This window comes from Cutibacterium sp. LaCa_255, assembly GCF_057458005.1.
The window spans coordinates 638,277-653,673 of sequence record NZ_CP190956.1 but is presented as its reverse complement, the minus strand read 5'-3'; the positions used below and the strand labels follow the sequence as shown (position 1 = coordinate 653,673).

17 protein-coding genes and 1 rRNA gene are annotated in these 15,397 nt (G+C 63.2%); 9 read left to right on the top strand and 9 right to left on the bottom strand.

All coding sequences use genetic code 11. From position 1 onward, the window contains the following. Positions 1-4: 4 nt before the first annotated feature. Both ACP8ML_RS02955 and ACP8ML_RS02950 read right to left on the bottom strand, forming a co-directional pair. Complete coding sequence (locus ACP8ML_RS02955; RefSeq protein WP_065673702.1) at positions 5-2,020, bottom strand: thioredoxin domain-containing protein; 2,016 nt, start codon at positions 2,018-2,020, stop codon at positions 5-7. A 57-nt stretch (positions 2,021-2,077) separates the two neighbouring features. Further along, entirely contained in the window at positions 2,078-2,287 is a 210-nt protein-coding gene (locus ACP8ML_RS02950) for a hypothetical protein (RefSeq protein WP_016667140.1), read from the bottom strand. 26 nt (positions 2,288-2,313) lie between these two features. On the opposite strand from ACP8ML_RS02950, the gene ACP8ML_RS02945 reads away from it, so the two are divergent. Together ACP8ML_RS02945 and greA are read left to right on the top strand one after the other, a co-directional pair. After that, a complete protein-coding gene (locus tag ACP8ML_RS02945; protein ID WP_065673701.1) occupies positions 2,314-2,751 on the top strand; it encodes a DUF4307 domain-containing protein in 438 nt (145 codons plus the stop codon). Positions 2,752-2,771: 20 nt separating this feature from the next. Further along, on the top strand, positions 2,772-3,278 hold the full coding sequence (gene greA / locus ACP8ML_RS02940; RefSeq protein ID WP_004812019.1) for a transcription elongation factor GreA: 507 nt from the start codon (positions 2,772-2,774) through the stop codon (positions 3,276-3,278). Between the two features lie 69 nt (positions 3,279-3,347). On the opposite strand, the gene ACP8ML_RS02935 is transcribed toward greA, so the two are convergent. Further along, the gene (locus ACP8ML_RS02935; RefSeq protein WP_065673700.1) at positions 3,348-4,334 is read right to left on the bottom strand and encodes a hypothetical protein; all 987 of its coding nucleotides are present in this window, start codon (positions 4,332-4,334) and stop codon (positions 3,348-3,350) included. Positions 4,335-4,361: 27 nt separating this feature from the next. Beyond that, positions 4,362-5,594 (bottom strand): AI-2E family transporter, encoded by a 1,233-nt coding sequence (locus ACP8ML_RS02930; RefSeq protein WP_171048528.1) that lies wholly within the window; start codon positions 5,592-5,594, stop codon positions 4,362-4,364. A gap of 101 nt (positions 5,595-5,695) precedes the next feature. On the opposite strand from ACP8ML_RS02930, the gene ACP8ML_RS02925 reads away from it, so the two are divergent. Continuing rightward, a complete protein-coding gene (locus ACP8ML_RS02925) occupies positions 5,696-6,379 on the top strand; it encodes a uracil-DNA glycosylase (protein WP_069101750.1) in 684 nt (227 codons plus the stop codon). A 29-nt stretch (positions 6,380-6,408) separates the two neighbouring features. Here ACP8ML_RS02925 and ACP8ML_RS02920 read toward each other — a convergent pair whose 3' ends face one another. Both ACP8ML_RS02920 and ACP8ML_RS02915 read right to left on the bottom strand, forming a co-directional pair. Next, on the bottom strand, positions 6,409-6,513 hold the full coding sequence (locus ACP8ML_RS02920) for a methionine/alanine import family NSS transporter small subunit (protein WP_081302696.1): 105 nt from the start codon (positions 6,511-6,513) through the stop codon (positions 6,409-6,411). Next, positions 6,510-8,129 (bottom strand): sodium-dependent transporter, encoded by a 1,620-nt coding sequence (locus ACP8ML_RS02915; protein ID WP_016667129.1) that lies wholly within the window; start codon positions 8,127-8,129, stop codon positions 6,510-6,512. Before ACP8ML_RS02915 ends, ACP8ML_RS02920 begins: the two co-directional genes overlap by 4 nt. A gap of 147 nt (positions 8,130-8,276) precedes the next feature. Between ACP8ML_RS02915 and msrA the strand changes: the two genes are divergently transcribed. Genes msrA through rarD form a run of 4 tightly spaced genes read left to right on the top strand, consistent with a single transcriptional unit; the run spans position 8,277 to position 10,754 of the window. Further along, a complete protein-coding gene (gene msrA / locus ACP8ML_RS02910; protein ID WP_016667128.1) occupies positions 8,277-8,909 on the top strand; it encodes a peptide-methionine (S)-S-oxide reductase MsrA in 633 nt (210 codons plus the stop codon). Between the two features lie 34 nt (positions 8,910-8,943). Beyond that, on the top strand, positions 8,944-9,807 hold the full coding sequence (locus tag ACP8ML_RS02905) for an aldo/keto reductase (RefSeq protein ID WP_117188474.1): 864 nt from the start codon (positions 8,944-8,946) through the stop codon (positions 9,805-9,807). A gap of 56 nt (positions 9,808-9,863) precedes the next feature. After that, positions 9,864-10,046, top strand: coding sequence for a hypothetical protein (locus tag ACP8ML_RS02900; RefSeq protein ID WP_249361176.1), 183 nt, complete (start codon positions 9,864-9,866; stop codon positions 10,044-10,046). Positions 10,047-10,082: 36 nt separating this feature from the next. Continuing rightward, positions 10,083-10,754 (top strand): EamA family transporter RarD, encoded by a 672-nt coding sequence (gene rarD / locus ACP8ML_RS02895; protein ID WP_283240437.1) that lies wholly within the window; start codon positions 10,083-10,085, stop codon positions 10,752-10,754. Between the two features lie 63 nt (positions 10,755-10,817). Here rarD and ACP8ML_RS02890 read toward each other — a convergent pair whose 3' ends face one another. Continuing rightward, positions 10,818-12,746: an OPT family oligopeptide transporter gene (locus ACP8ML_RS02890; protein ID WP_171048545.1), complete on the bottom strand. Its 1,929-nt coding sequence runs from the start codon at positions 12,744-12,746 to the stop codon at positions 10,818-10,820. Positions 12,747-12,930: 184 nt separating this feature from the next. Here ACP8ML_RS02890 and ACP8ML_RS02885 point away from each other — a divergent pair, with 184 nt between their 5' ends. After that, the gene (locus ACP8ML_RS02885) at positions 12,931-14,004 is read left to right on the top strand and encodes an IS630 family transposase (protein WP_081314554.1); all 1,074 of its coding nucleotides are present in this window, start codon (positions 12,931-12,933) and stop codon (positions 14,002-14,004) included. Here the strand turns inward: ACP8ML_RS02885 and ACP8ML_RS02880 are convergent, their stop codons facing one another. Continuing rightward, positions 14,005-14,436 carry a GtrA family protein gene (locus ACP8ML_RS02880; protein WP_065673904.1) on the bottom strand — a complete coding sequence of 144 codons (432 nt, stop codon included), beginning with the start codon at positions 14,434-14,436 and terminating at the stop codon, positions 14,005-14,007. A gap of 135 nt (positions 14,437-14,571) precedes the next feature. Between ACP8ML_RS02880 and ACP8ML_RS02875 the strand changes: the two genes are divergently transcribed. Beyond that, positions 14,572-15,075, top strand: a complete 504-nt coding sequence (locus ACP8ML_RS02875) for a GNAT family N-acetyltransferase (RefSeq protein WP_065673905.1) — start codon at positions 14,572-14,574, stop codon at positions 15,073-15,075. A gap of 123 nt (positions 15,076-15,198) precedes the next feature. Here ACP8ML_RS02875 and rrf read toward each other — a convergent pair. Then, positions 15,199-15,315 (bottom strand): 5S ribosomal RNA (gene rrf, locus ACP8ML_RS02870). Between the last annotated feature and the right edge of the window lie 82 nt (positions 15,316-15,397).

Below are 15,397 nucleotides of genomic sequence, written 5' to 3'. Positions count from 1 at the left end.
GATCTCAAGCTCGCCGCCAGAGCGGGTCCTTGAGCTCCAGGTATTCGGTCACCGGCTCGAAGCACACCGTGCCACGGCACACCCAACACATCGGCTGACCGTCGCGCGGGGCGCGATCCTCGAACCATGTACCGAACCCGGATCCCTCACCAACTCGACGCATGATGGCCGACCCGGCCGGAGCCATGCGCCACGCTGCTGCGGCCAGATCCGTGGGCTCCTCCTGAGTGTCAGCGATGACGACACCAGCCGGCTTGAGACCCCGACGGGCCTCATCGGCGATGAGGAAGTCGGCCAGTGCCCACCCCGCGAAGCGCGGAGTAGACGCCACCACCGGCAGCAAGGCGGCGGAAGCCTCGTCCGCACGGCTGACGAAGTCGTCACGCTCAGCCATGAGCCCCACCCGACGCAGGGCCATCACCATGGAGGCCGTTGCGCTGGGACAGGCATCGTCGGTCAGGGTGTGGGCCGTCACCGTCAGCAGGTCCGACTCTTCAGCGTCCAGGAAGCTCCCATCGGGAGCACCAAACCGCGTCACCGCCTGGTCAAGCACGTCGACAGCACGGTCACACCACACCGACTCCCCCGTAGCACCGGCCAGACCGGCGAAGGACAGGCCAACCCACGCGTAGTCCTCGCAGACCGCCGGGGCTCCCGGACGATCGTGGAAGGAGGTGCGCAGCAGGTCACCGTCACTCCAATGGGCCGTCCACAGCGCCTGGGCCAGATCGCGAGCCTGCCTTACCCAGGACCACTCGCGCAGGATCATTCCGGCCTCGACGAGCCCGTCGATGAGCATGGCGTTCCACGCCGTGATGGCCTTCTCGTCGCGAGCAGGAGCGCTACGACGATCACGAGCCTCCAGCAGGGTGTCCATGTGGGCGTTGATGCGCTCCCACTCGACCCGTCCGCGCAGCTGGAGGGTACCCAGACCGTTCTCGTCGAAGGGCTCCAGATGCACCAGTGGACGCAGCCACTCGGTCTCCTCGGATCCCAGGGCGTCCGTGATGAGATCCTGGTTCCACAGGTAGTAGATCCCCTCCCGGGTGTGGCCGGCTGCGTCGTCGGAATCGGCATCAAGACCGGCGGCGTACAGGCCGTTCGGCAGCTGCATCTCCCGGTTGAGCCAGGACACGGTGCGACGGGCGGCATGGGAGTAGAGATCTCGACGATCCGGGTCGTGATCGGCGGTACGACGCCAGCACCGAGCCATCGTCCCCAACAGCAGGGCATTGTCGTAAAGCATCTTCTCGAAGTGGGGCACCACCCACTGGGAATCCGTGGAGTACCGGTGGAACCCGCCACCGACCTGGTCGAAGATGCCGCCGCGCACCAGGTGCTCACACGTGTTCTGCGCCATATCGAGGCTGGTCGGGTCTCCCTTGACCAACAGGGCGTCCAGCAGGGTGGCGTTCGGGAACTTCGTCGGTCCTCCGAAGCCGCCATGCACGATGTCGTAGTCCGCTCCCACGGCGTCAATGAGCTCACCGGCGACCGGACGCGGGGTGTCAGGGACCTTCTCGATGGGACGCAGATGCTCGACGATGGCCTCGGCCGAGGACACCACCTCATCGCGACGCTCTCGCCATGCACCGCCGAGGGCCTCGACCAGCTCCACGAAGGCGGGCTGACCACCCCGGCGCACCGACGGGAAATAGGTGCCGGCGAAGAAGGGCTTGCCGTCAGGAGTCAGGAAGACGGTGTTGGGCCAGCCACCCTGGCCAGTCATCGCCAAGGTCACCTGCATCAGCGCGGCGTCAACCTCTGGACGCTCCTCGCGATCGACCTTGACGGCCACGACATTGGCGTTGACGACCTCAGCCACTTCTGGATCGGAGAAGGACTCGAAGGCCATGACGTGGCACCAGTGGCAGCTCGAGTAGCCCACCGAGACCATGACCGGCACGTCGCGACGCCGTGCTTCGGCGAATGCTTCCTCTCCCCACGGGAACCAGTCGACGGGGTTCGCGGCGTGTTGGAGCAGATATGGGCTGGTGGACTCACCAAGGTGGTTGGGCATGGTGGTCAGCCTACGAGCACAACCCCGTACTGAGCCAAGTGGCCCCTGGGCGGAACGTCAGTGCTCCGTCGAATCCGTCGTGGACCCCTTGGCATCCTCCTGGTGGCTCTCCTTGAGGGCAGGACCGCAGGGCACCTCGTCGAAGTCGATGCCACGGATGTTGCGTCGGATGCTGATCCACGCGACGACACCGAAGACAGCAAGTGCTAGGCAGCACAGGAAGTTGGCGAGGCCGGTGCTCACAAGCTGGGCTGCAAGAACTGTCATGCTGACAGCCTACGCCCTAGGGCACAATGGGTCACGTGCCAACCCCGACCAGCAGCCAGGATCCCGTCCTCACTGATGCGGACCGCGAACGCATCGCGAAACGCTACCCCAAACAGTGTCGAACCCCGTGGGTGATCCTCATCCTGGTGCTGGCTGCCGTCCTCGTCGGATGGACGGTGTGGGCAGGACTCCATCATGCCGAGCAGCCGATCCGGGCGAGCTTGCACGGATACCAAGCGATATCCGACACCCGCGTCAACGTCACGATCAACCTGCATCGCCCCGACCCCTCCGTCGAGGGTTCCTGCATCCTGGTCGCCACCGGTGCTGACCACGTGCGCGTCGGGGAGACGACGGTGACGTTCCCGGCAAGCTCGTCAAAGGACGAGACGATCCACACCAGTGTCAAGACCTTCTCGCGTGCTGTCACCGCTGAGCTGGAGAAGTGCGGGCCCGTCGGGTGACAACGCGGTAGGATGAACAAATGCCTGAGTCCCAAGACACTGTGTGGCTGACCCAAGAGGCCTTCGACAAGCTCACTCAAGAGCTCGCGTACCTCAAGGGTGAGGGCCGCACCATCATTTCCAACAAGATTGCCGACGCTCGTTCCGAAGGCGACCTTTCCGAGAACGGCGGCTACCACGCTGCCCGGGAGGAGCAGGGGCAGGCCGAGGCCCGCATCCGTCAGTTGGAGCAGATGCTGCGTAACGCTGAGGTGGGCGAAGCCCCGTCCACTCCGGACGAGGTCGTGCCCGGTTCCAAGGTGACCGTCTGCTACTTCGACGACAAGTCCGACACTGACACCTTCCTGCTGGGATCGCGGCAGGTGATGGGGCTCGACGATTCCGTCGACATCTCCGTCTACTCCCCGCAGTCCCCCCTTGGTGGTGCCGTTCTGGGCCATTCCAAGGGAGAATCGACCGAGTACAAGGCTCCCAATGGCAAGACGATCAAGGTGACGATCCTTGACGTCGAGCCGTTCCAGGAGTGACACGCTTTCACAAATGTGATGAGGGCGGGGTGCCATGGCACCCCGCCCTCATCACATTTTGTCGCAGGCTCACATCGCGCGAACTGCGATCCTCCCGACCAAGCAGGTGAGGCCAAGACGGGCCGCCCCGTCACCCATGACGTACTCGTCGACATCTCCGCCTTCGGGCCAGGAGATCATGCCGGTCTGGGCCTTGCCACGAACCGAGACGTTAGATCCTTTGGCCAGCTTGACCAGCAGATTGCCCGACTCGACGCGGATCTGGGAGCGACCGCTGTCGATGCATCCGGTGATGGTGCCATTTCCGGCCTGGAAGAGACCGTCCTCCAGCTGGTGGACGCCTTCGATCTCAGTGACGCCAGCGGTGACACGCACCCTCCCGAGGTGCTCCACGCCAGTGGCACGCAACGAGCCACCCGACAGCTCGATGTCAACGGGCAGATCGGGATGCACACGAACCGTCACTTCCCGACCCAGACCAAGATCCTTGACCCCGTCCATGTCGGCCGGGAGTCGAAACCTCTTGAGGACCCCCAGATCAGGGGCGAGGTGACCGTCAATACCGACCTCAACGACTCCTCCGACGCGCCTGCGGGTGTGCTTGCCCTCGATCTGCAGGCCGGAGACCGAGCGGTCCCCGATGAGACGGATGCGACGTCCAGTGCAGTTCAGACGGACGCGATCCAGATCGCTCGCGACGTCGACGTGCTTCTGCGGTTCGCTCTCGCCGCTGGCGCGACGCGGTCCGGGCGACATCGTCGAGGCGACTGTCTCACCGACACTCTCTGCCACCCCGGACACCACGCGCCAGGCCGAGCGGAGCCCCTCCTTGGCTTCTGGAGGGATGGCGAAGCCGGCCAGAGGGCCCTTGTCGCCCCCGGAAGTCTCGTCCCCGGATGCCCCGCGGCGGGGGCCGGCCCCTTCGGCGGGGCCGCTCTGGCTCCCGGGTGCGGGCTGCTCCTGCCCCCGTGCATCAGCGATACGGCGGTTGGCCTCGGCGGTGTCGATCCTCCCGGCAGCAAGGTCCTCGAGGATGGCGGTGATATCAGCGCTCATAACATCAACTTTACGGGTGAACCCAACTCACGCGTGTTCGGCAGCGAGGTCGTCCTGACTTGGAGGAACCTCCTCTGTCGGGGTCTCGGGGCTCAGGGCCTTGATGAAGGCGACGCCGAAAGCGACGATCGGGATGGCGAACAGGGCGCCCACGATACCGGAGATGATGGCGCCGACAGCGATACCGACCAGCACGATGAGCGGGTGGATCGAGACTGCCTTACCTAGCAGGAAGGGTTGCAGGACGTGTCCTTCGATCTGCATGACGGCGACGAAGACGATCAGCATGATGACGGCCTTGAAGAAGCCCAGGGTCACCAGCACCACACCAACCGCGACGACGCCGGACGTCAGCGCGCCGACGATCGGCACGAATGCGAGGATGAAGGTCAGGGCACCGATCGCGACCGACATGGATGAGCCAATGATGGCCGCGCCGATGCCGGCTCCCAGGCCGTCCACGAAGGCGACGATGACGGCGGCTCGCACATAGGCCACCAGGGCGACCCAGCCGCGCTTGGCAGCGTCAAGGATTTTGGCGCGATGCTCACGTGGGATGAGGACCGCCGACTTCTCAGCCAGCTTGTCTCCCTCGTACACGAAGAAGAAAGTGGCGAAGAGGGCCAGGACGAGCCCCGCTGCGAAACGACCGATCTGGGTTCCAGCGGCAGCTGCGGTCGAGGCAATGCGTCCCTGGGATCCGGCCATGGCAGCCTCGGCCTTGTGCATGAGGTCATTGAGTTGGGCCTTGTCGGTGTGCAAAGGACTGTTGGCCAGCCACGCCAGCGCCTGCTTGAAACTGGCAACCGCCTGGTTGCCCAGTTCCCGCCACTGCATCGCGATCTGGGCGCCGACGAGGGTGAATACGCCGCCGACCAGGATGATGAGCAGCAGCAGGCAGATTCCCGAGGCGATGCCACGGTGGATGTGATGGCGCGACAACCAGTTAGCCAGCGGCCACATGGCTGCCGTCAGCATGAGGGCCACCGCGACGGGCACTGACACCTCGGACGCAGCGTGAAGCACCTGGTAGAGCCCGTAGATGAAGGCTGCGATGACGATGAGCCGCCAGCACCATCCAGCCGCAGTACGGACACCGCTGGGAACGTCTTCGGCGGGGGCGACCGTCGCCGTGATGGGCTGGGGAGTTGATGCGACCACCTGGTCAGGAGCGGTGTCGATCGCCTCACCGTCGGCGTCGGCACGCGAGGGAACCGGTGTCGAATCTGTGGTCTTCGTGCCCGAGCCGAATAGCTTCATGGCTTCCTTCCGGAATTGTGGGGCGGGGCCGAGGCCCCGGAACGCGTGTTCACAGGGTAGCGTCTAGCACGTCATCCGTATGTATCCATTTGGAGGTCACCGTGGTAGCTCGTCCTCTTGCCGAACTGACCGCCCCCGACTGGGCAGAGGCGTTGGCGGAGGTGGAGCCACGCATCCATGAGATGGGGGACTTCCTGCGAGCCGAGACAGCTGCCGGACGAGGGTTCCTGCCTCACGGGGATCGCATTCTGCGCGCTTTTTCCCGTCCCATGGCGGATGTTCGAGTGCTCATCGTCGGTCAGGACCCCTACCCCACCCCAGGCCACCCCGTGGGCCTGAGTTTCTCGGTGGAGCGCGACGTGCGTCCGTTGCCCCGGTCCTTGCAGAACATCTACGCCGAATTGCAGTCCGACCTGGGAATTTCCCCTTGTGAACATGGCGATCTCACCGGCTGGTTCGAGCAGGGGGTGTTGCTCCTCAACAGGTGCCTCACCGTCCAGCCTGGTCGACCCGCCTCACATCGCGGCAAGGGATGGGAGGAGGTCACCCAGACCGCCATCGAAGCCCTCGTGGCACGTGGCGGCCCGCTGGTGGCCATTCTGTGGGGCCGCGACGCGCAATCCCTGGAGCCCATGCTGGGCGGGGTTCCGATCGTCAAGTCCTCGCACCCCTCACCCATGTCAGCCCGATACGGCTTCTTCGGGTCCCGACCCTTCAGCCGCACCAACGACTTGCTGGTAGAGCAGGGGGCCGACCCGATCGACTGGGACCTGTCCTCCCACTGATCGGGCCGGCCCCTCATGCCGGCTGTATGTCAGTCCTGCTCGGGATGACGGAACAGGGAGAAGGCCGATGCGGCCAATCCGCCCCACACCGTGACCATGGCGATGATCATCATGACGATGGCGGATCCACTCATGACAGCGCTCCTTCCTGGGATGCCTGGGCATTCGCCCGGGCGAGCTCTTCCTCGTGAGTGAGCTCGTGGTGAATGGCCGAGCGGTTCGGCCACGGGATGAGGGACAGCACGATTGCCAGCACGACGACGAGGATCGACATTCCCCATCCGAAGATTCCGACGAAATTGCCGGGCATTCCGCCGTAGCCCTTGCTGGAGACGGTGGCGATCTCGGTGATCCACAGGCCTAGCAGGACCAGCGGGGCAACGACGCCGACCAGGGCCATCCACACCTTGTTGACCTTGAACGAGGAGTACTCGTTGAGGTGGTCGCGCAGCACCGGGAGCTTGCGCAGTGCCCAGGTGATGACGAGGCAGGCCAGCAGGGCAACGCCAACGATGCCGATGTTGTTGATGAAGTGGTCGGTAACGTCGAGCAGGTTGAGGCCAGTCGTCGTCGGGAAGAGGATGATCGACGCCACGGCCGTCACTCCACCGACGACCCAGGTTGCGGCAACTCGGTGCATGCCGGTCTTCTCGCGGAAGGCTGCGATGACGACCTCCAGCAGGCTGATCATCGACGTGATTCCTGCGAAGACCAGGGAGACGAAGAAGAGCACGCCCATGATCGGTCCGACAGCACCCGCCTGGCTGATGATCTGCGGGAAGGCGATGAAGGCCAGGCCGATACCCGAGCCAGCGACCTCGCTCACCGGCTTGCCGGAAGCAGTTGCCATGAAGCCCAGGGCGGCGAAGACGCCGAGGCCGGCCAGGATCTCGAATGAGGAGTTGGCGAACCCGACGACCAGGCCGGAACCTGTCAGGTCAGACTTCGGCTTGAGGTAGGAGGCATAGGTCACCATGATGCCGAATCCCACTGACAGGGAGAAGAAGATCTGGCCGTAGGCGGCCATCCACACCTGGTAGTTCCCCAACGCATTCCACGCCGGGGTGAACAGGGCGTCAAGGCCAGTCGATGCGCCGTCCAGGGTGAGGGCGACGATGACCAGTGCGATGAACATCACCGCGAGCATCGGCATGAAGACCCACGAGGCGCGGGTGATGCCCTTCTCGACGCCGGTGGCCATGATGGCCAACACGACGAGCCACAGGATCAGCAACGGCCAGAAGACTCCGGGCACGAAGTGGAATTCGACGTCAACGTTGCTGGCCACGTGCAGGAAGCTGCCTGTGAGGAATCCCTCGGGGTCGTCCCCCCAAGCCTTCGTCACCGAGAATCCGACATAGCGAATGGCCCAGGCGATGATGGCGGCGTAGTAGATGACGATCACCCAACAGATGAGGGTCTGCCACCATCCGATAGCCTCCGTGTGCTTGTTGAGACGACGCAAGGCCATGGGCGGCGAGCCACGGAACTTGTGTCCGACGGCATAGTCGAGGAAGAGCAGCGGGATACCGGCGGTGAGCAGGGCGATCAGGTAGGGCACGATGAAGGCTCCGCCACCATTGCTGTAGGCGACGTAGGGGAACCTCCAGATATTTCCCAGCCCGACGGCGGAACCAATCGCAGCGATGAGGAAGGCTCCCCGACCGGTGAAACTCTCACGCCGCTGGGGCTTTCCAATGGTGTTTCCGTCACCTGCAACGGTCGCGCCAGGCTGCGCGGGGTCAGACATCTTGATCCTTTCCACCGGTGAACTTTGACCCCCAGTCTCACATGGTGATGAGGTGGGACCAGATCATGGACCACACATTGAGATAACAGGAATTGATCCGAGCCGATGTCCGTTACACCCGTGTCGACGTCGTGAGGAAAGGGACGCATGAACAAGAACGAGATGGTCTCACCCGACAACGCCTTGCCCGGAGGCCGAACCCCAGTATTGGAAATGCCGTTCTTCCACCGCGTAACTGGGGACCGGCTCGACCGCTCCTTCCCCGGCTCCGAGACGATTTACCTGGCCATGGGGTGTTTCTGGGGAGCCGAGAAGCTGTTCTGGAACTATGACGGGGTGCTGCAAACCGCCGTTGGTTACATGGGCGGTTTCACTCCCAACCCCACCTACCGGGAGGTGTGTACCGGACGCACTGGGCACGCCGAAACCGTCCGGGTCACCTACGACCCGACCAGAATCTCCACCGAGGAGATCCTCACCCTCTTCATGGAGAACCACGACCCCACCCAGGGGATGCGTCAGGGCAACGACGTCGGTACCCAGTACCGCTCGGCGATCTGGTGCACCACCACCGAGCAGTTCATGACGGCCACCACCCTCAGGGGGTCCTTCCAGGCCAACCTGCTCGATGCCGGGTACGGGGAGATCACGACGACGATCTCGATGGCCAACGGCGTGGAGTTCTTCCTGGCTGAGGCCGAGCATCAGCAGTACCTCGAGGACAATCCCTTCGGCTACTGCCCTGTCCACGCAACCGGGGTGTGCCTCGCGCGGGCATGATGGACATGACCACCCCCTGAGGAGGATTGAACACATGAAGTACCGCAAGATTGGACCCTTCCGAACCTCTGCCATCGCTTACGGATCGATGCCGTTGTCGATCGAAGGTCGCCCGGACCGCGAGACCGCGATCAAGGTCCTCCATGACGTCCTGGACGCCGGGTGCACCCACATCGACACCGCATGGGCCTACTACGAGTCCGGCGGCGAGGAGCAGTACGGCGAGAAGCTCGTCGCTGATGCCCTGGAATCCTGGAATGGTGACCGCTCGACGATCTCGGTGGCCACCAAGGTTGGCCACTTCCGCTGCTTCAATGACGCCGGTGAGGCCATCTGGGACGTCGACGGATCCCCGAAGCGGCTACGCCGTGACGCCAAGCTCTCGGCCGACGCCCTGCACACGGACCAGATCGACCTGCTCTACCTGCACCGTCCCGACCCGAAGGTCGAGTACGAGAAGATGGTGAGGACCCTGGCGGGCATCCTCGACGACGGTTTAGCCCGAACCGCTGGCATCTCGAACGCCAACCCCGACCAGATCCGGATGGCCCAGAACATTCTCGGCGATCGTCTGGTGGCCGTGCAGAACCAGTTCTCCCCCGGCTTCCTGTCCTCGCGGCCCGAGGTGGAGCTCTGCGGTGAGCTCGACCTGGCATTCGTCGCGTGGAGCCCGCTTGGCGGTTACCGTCGTCCCCTCGAGGAGGACGCCTTCGCCGCCTTCCAGCGCGTCGCTGATGCCCGTGGAGTCAGTCGGGCCCAAGTCATTCTGGCGTGGGAGCTGGCCCAGGGCGATCACGTCATCCCGATCCCGGGGTCCCACCGCTCGGAAACGATCCTTGACTCCTTCAAGGCCGTCGATCTTTCCCTAACCGACGAGGAGCTGGCTCAACTTCCCTGACGTCCGCCCTGCGGCAGATGTGCGCATGCACCCGGTGACCGTGACATGATCCCCGGGTGCATAACGACATCGAGGCAAGACGAGGACTGACGACCGGTATCGCCCTCTACCTCATGTGGGGATTCTTCCCCCTTTACTTCCGGTTGCTGGAGCGTTCAGGAGCCTTCGAGATCATCGCCCACCGCGTGGTGTGGTCCTTCGCCTTCTGCGCCATCCTGCTGACGATAGGGAAGGGTTAGCATCGGCTCGCCGCCCTAGCCCACGACCGCCGCAGTCTGTGGGGTCTCGTGCTGGCCGGCCACCTGGTCCTGATCAACTGGACCCTCTACGTCTGGTCCGTCAATGCCGGTCACACCCTTGACGCCGCGATGGGGTACTTTATCAACCCCCTCGTCTCGGCCTTGCTGGGTGTGCTGGTCCTGCGGGAACGACTCAGTCCGGCCCAATGGATGGCTTTCGGAATCGGCATCGTCGCCGTCGTCGTCCTCATGGTGGGGCATTCCTCCACACCCCTCATCTCGCTGGGGCTGGCGATGAGTTTCGGACTCTACGGCCTGGTCAAGAAAGTGCTCGGAGTGGCGGTGAAACCCGCTGTCGGGCTCATTGTCGAAACCCTGGCGACCACTCCTCTGGCCCTGGTGTACATCGGGTGGGGCGTTGCCCAGGGGAAATCCACCTTCACCGGCTCCTACAGCCTGCTGTTGGTGAGCGCCGGCATCCTGACCGCTGTTCCCCTGTTGATGTTCGCCTTCGCGGCCTCCCGCATCAGCCTGACGACGCTAGGAATCCTGCAGTACATCTCACCGCTCCTGCAGTTCTTGGTCGGGCTGTTCCTCTTCGGTGAGCAGATGCCTTGGCAGCGCTGGGTCGGGTTCTCCCTGGTCTGGGTGGCCGTCGTGATGTTCTCGGCAGAAGGACTCATCCGGTTGGTGCGACGCACACGATGACGCCGTCATGGAAAGGCACAGGGGCCACCGGACAATCCCGGTGACCCCAGACGTCTTTCCGGATCAGGCCTCGACACGCTCACGCGCCTCGCGCTTGGTCCACTGGTACAGAATCGCAATGGCAGCCACGAAAATGATCATGCCGACGATTCCAGCACCACTGTCCCACGACTCCGGAGCAATGGCGATGGCGTCCTCGGAGCCCGCGGCAGCGATGAGCGCCGCATAGATGACGCCGAAAATGGATTCACCGACGATGAGTCCGGTGGCCAACAGGATGCCGGTCCGCTTCTTGCCCTCGACGTCGCCATCGGTGCGGGCAGCCCATTTGTCGAACAGCCAACCGAGGCCAGCCCCGATCGGGATGGTCAGCGACAGGGTCATCGGCAGGTACATGCCCATGCCGACAGCCAGCGGGGGAAGTGAGAACTTCTTGGAGGTGTGGGTGAGAATCTCGTCGACGATGATGACGCCAATGCCGACCAGTGCGCCAATTCCCATCAGGCCCCAGTCCAGGGAGCCGCCGAAGACGCCGGTGGCCAAGAACGAGATGAGAGTGGCCTGCGGGGCCTGCAGAGCGTTCGGTCCGGCGCCCGGGGCACCCTGGAATCCGAAGGCGGTCTGCATGAGCTGCATGACGGGCGGGATGATCGCCGATCCGAAGACGACGCCAATGATGAGGGCGACCTGCTGTTTCCACGGTGTGGATCCGACCAGCTGGCCGGTCTTGAGGTCCTGGAGGTTGTCATTCGAGATCGTCGCGATACCGAAGACGATCGACGCCGTGAACAGGGTGTAGGCCACCAATTTGACGGTCTCGTCGCCACCAACGGCACCGTAGGTGAGCTTGATGAGCAGAGCGGCCACCAGGACGACGAGGATGCCGACACCGGAGATCGGGCTGTTCGACGCACCAATGAGGCCAGCCATGTAGCCACAGACGGACGCAACGGCCAGGCCGACGAGCAGGATGAAGACCAGACTGACGATGATGACGCCGGTCATGGACTTCGAGACCACCATGTCGCGGGCAAAACCCCACAGCATGAAACCGATCGGGACCATGGAGAGCAGTACGACGGTCAGGACGACCGACACCGGCAGGTCACGCTCGGTCAGCGGAACCTCGCCGCCCTTGTGACGGGTCTTGGAGGAGCGAACGGAGTCGCGGATGCCCTTGGTGATGGGGCCGATGACCTTGATGAGAGTCCAGATGGCCGCCACACCAATCGCGCCGGCGCCGACGAAGCGCACGTCACTGGTGAAGACCTCCTGGATGACGTCGAGGTTGCCGCCAACCTTGCCGGAGACTCTCCATGGCAGTATCGCTCCGTAGGAGATGATGATGCCGACGAGCATGGCTGCGGCGACGGCGATACCGACGAGATGACCAACGCCGATGAGGGCCATCGACATGCTGACGCCAACCATCGAGCCACTGCTGTTGCCTACCTTGAACAGCTTGGTGAGGGCTGACTTCACCAGCTTGAGGTCGGACAGCAGCGCATACCCGGCCGACACCAAGGAGCCGACGATGATGACGCGTAGGCCCACCTTGTTGGCGTCGGTTGTTCCGGCGGAGTCACCAACCTTGAGGACCTCAGCACCAGCGACGCCCTCCGGGTAAGGAAGATCGGATCCGGTGACAAGAGCTCGTCGCAGCGGGATGGAATACATGACGCCGAGGATGCCGCCCACCAAGCAGATCGCGAGGGTGGTCCAGTACGGGAATCCCGTCCACCAACCGACCATGATGAGGCCGGGTAGCACGAAGATGATTGCCGAAAGGGTTCCAGCAGCAGAGGCAATCGTCTGGACGATGTTGTTCTCTGCGACGGAGTGTCCCTTAAAGTGGCGCAACACGGCCATCGAGATGACAGCGGCCGGAATTGACGTGGCGAAGGTCAGGCCGACCTTGAGGCCGAGATATACGTTCGCCGCGGTGAAAACCAACGTCATGAGGCCGCCGAGGATGATGCCCCGGAGCGTCAATTCACGTACTGATGACCCTGACGGCTGGGCCGGCACTGATGCGCTCGATAAGTCAGACATACTCCACTTCTTCCGTAAGTTGACCCGCCCACTATGCCACCGTCAGAACCTCAAAGGATGCAGGACACGGCTAGTGCGGCGTGTCGTTAGTTCTTGAAATGGTTGTGGTTTGGGAGAATCGGTCATGGCCAATTCTCCTGCCCCGGCGTTGGGTCTTCGTGTGGGTGATCGTGAGCGTCTGGAGTCGTTGACGCGGTCGCGAACGGCGGAGGCGGGTGCGGTGCTGCGGGCCAGGATCGTGCTCGCTGCCGCGGACGGCGTTGCGAACGACCGGATCGCCGAGCAGCTACAGGTGTCGAAGAACACGGTGCTGGCCTGGCGGCGTCGTTATGGCGAGCGGGGCATGGCCGGGTTGGCCGATGCGCCCCGCTCGGGCAGGCCCCGGCAGCTGGACCACCGCCAGATCGTGGCCACGACATTGAAGCCCCCGCCGAAGAAGTACGGGGTGACGCACTGGTCGAGCCGGCTGCTCGCTGCTCATCTGGGGGTGGGGAATGCGACGATCGCCCGTGCATGGCGCGAATACGGGGTCCAGCCGTGGCGCAGCGGCACGTTCAAGTTCTCCACTGACCCTGAGTTGGTGGCCAAGGTCACCGACGTCGTCGGGCTCTATCTGGCGCCACCGGAGAATGCTGTGGTGTTGTGCGTGGACGAGAAGTCCCAGATCCAGGCCCTGGACCGCACCCAGAAGACCTTGCCGATGCAGCCCACCCAGATCGAGCGTCGCACCCATGACTACGTGCGCCACGGCACGACCACCTTGTTCGCGGCGTTGGACATCGCCACCGGGCACGTGACCGGTGCCTGCAAACCCCGCCACCGACACCAAGAGTTCCTGGCGTTCTTGAAGCAAGTCGCCCGTGCCTATCCCGACCAGCAGCTGCACTTGGTGATGGACAACTACGCCACCCACAAACGCGTCGAGGTCCGTGACTGGCTCGCCGCCAACCCGCGGATCCACGTCCACTTCACCCCCACCAGCGGCTCATGGCTGAACCTGGTCGAGGTCTGGTTCGGGATCATCGACAAGCAAGCCATCCGCCGCGGAGTGTTCCCGTCGGTCAAGGACCTCAACGCGAAGATCCGGGCCTTCGTCAACGGCTGGAACGACCGCTGCCACCCCTTCGTCTGGACCAAAACCGCCAACGAAATCCTCACCAAAGCCAACCGTCCAACAACTTCAAACACGGGGCACTAGTTACGCCAATTGCCGCCTACCAGACTTCGGGAACACCCAAAGGCTCAACATGAAATAGACGTAAAGCCCCTCAACACACGCAGCGGTGAAGCGAGCAAGTTCGAAATGGACCCCTATGTGCTCCAAAAGGGACGAGAATCCCAGGGTGAGACAGACGTAATTGGTCACCATCGTGATGACGTAACGACCGCTCTGACGACCCAGATCGCCATGAGACTGAAAATTCAGCCACCTATTGACGAAGAAGGAGTAGATGGCCGACAATCCGTATCCCAGCGATACCGAAATTGGGTACGGCAGTCCGACGCCGCGAAAGAAAACGGCTAACAGGCTCATGTCGATGAGGAACCCGAGCCCGTTGATGATGCAGTAGCCGATGAAGGTGACGGGGAGCCCTGACAGCGGGAACGGCAGAACGGAGTGGATCGTCAAACACGCTCTGGCAAAGACGCGAGGGGCAGAGCGTCGGGGAATCCTCCTACCTCGTATTCGCTTCGCACTCGTCACCACGAATCCATTTTTGCAGCTGGGTCAAGGACCGTCGTCACCGGTCGATACCCTGACACCATGGCCATAACACGACGCGCAACCACAGCCGACCTGCCGTTCATGGTCCATGTGCTGCGGCATGCGGTCGGCGGGGTATCGGAACCACTCGACATCAAGGAATGCCGAACCAATCCAGCCATCGCCCACTACATCGACGGCTGGACCCCAGACCAGATCGGGATGATCTGCCTCGTCGCTGGCTCCCCCATCGGGGCTGTCTGGTTGCGTGACCTGCCGGCCTCCGATCCCGGTTATGGTTTCGTCGCCCCGGGTATTCCAGAACTGACCATCGCCATTTCTCCTCAGCGACGTGGTCAGGGCCACGGCAGGTACCTCTTGGACAGCCTCCTCGACGAATGCCGGCGTCATAGCATCCATTCCGTGAGCCTCAGCGTCGACGCTGCGAATGAACCAGCCATGACGATTTATCGCAAGGCTGGATTCGTCGAAGTCTCCAGCGAGAACAACCACCTGACAATGCTCCATGTCGACGGCAACCCAGCAGTATCCCCACCACACTGAATCAACGTCCACCCAACGCATCACTGCCGGTACATGTCGACATGTACCAGTAGTGATGCGGGTATACAGAAAAAGCGTGTGGAGACAAGGATGATCCTTGTCTCCACACGCACACAAATAAGATTCCGGCGGCGTCCTACTCTCCCACACGATCCCTCGTGCAGTACCATCGGCGCTGGAAGGCTTAACTACCGGGTTCGGTATGGGACCGGGTGTTTCCCTTCCGCCAAGGCCACCGGAAAAACTATGGGGCCAGTCAGGCTTGGCGCAACCCCCCGCGTGGGGGCTGGGAGCCGTACAGTGGATGCGATCATCAAAATTC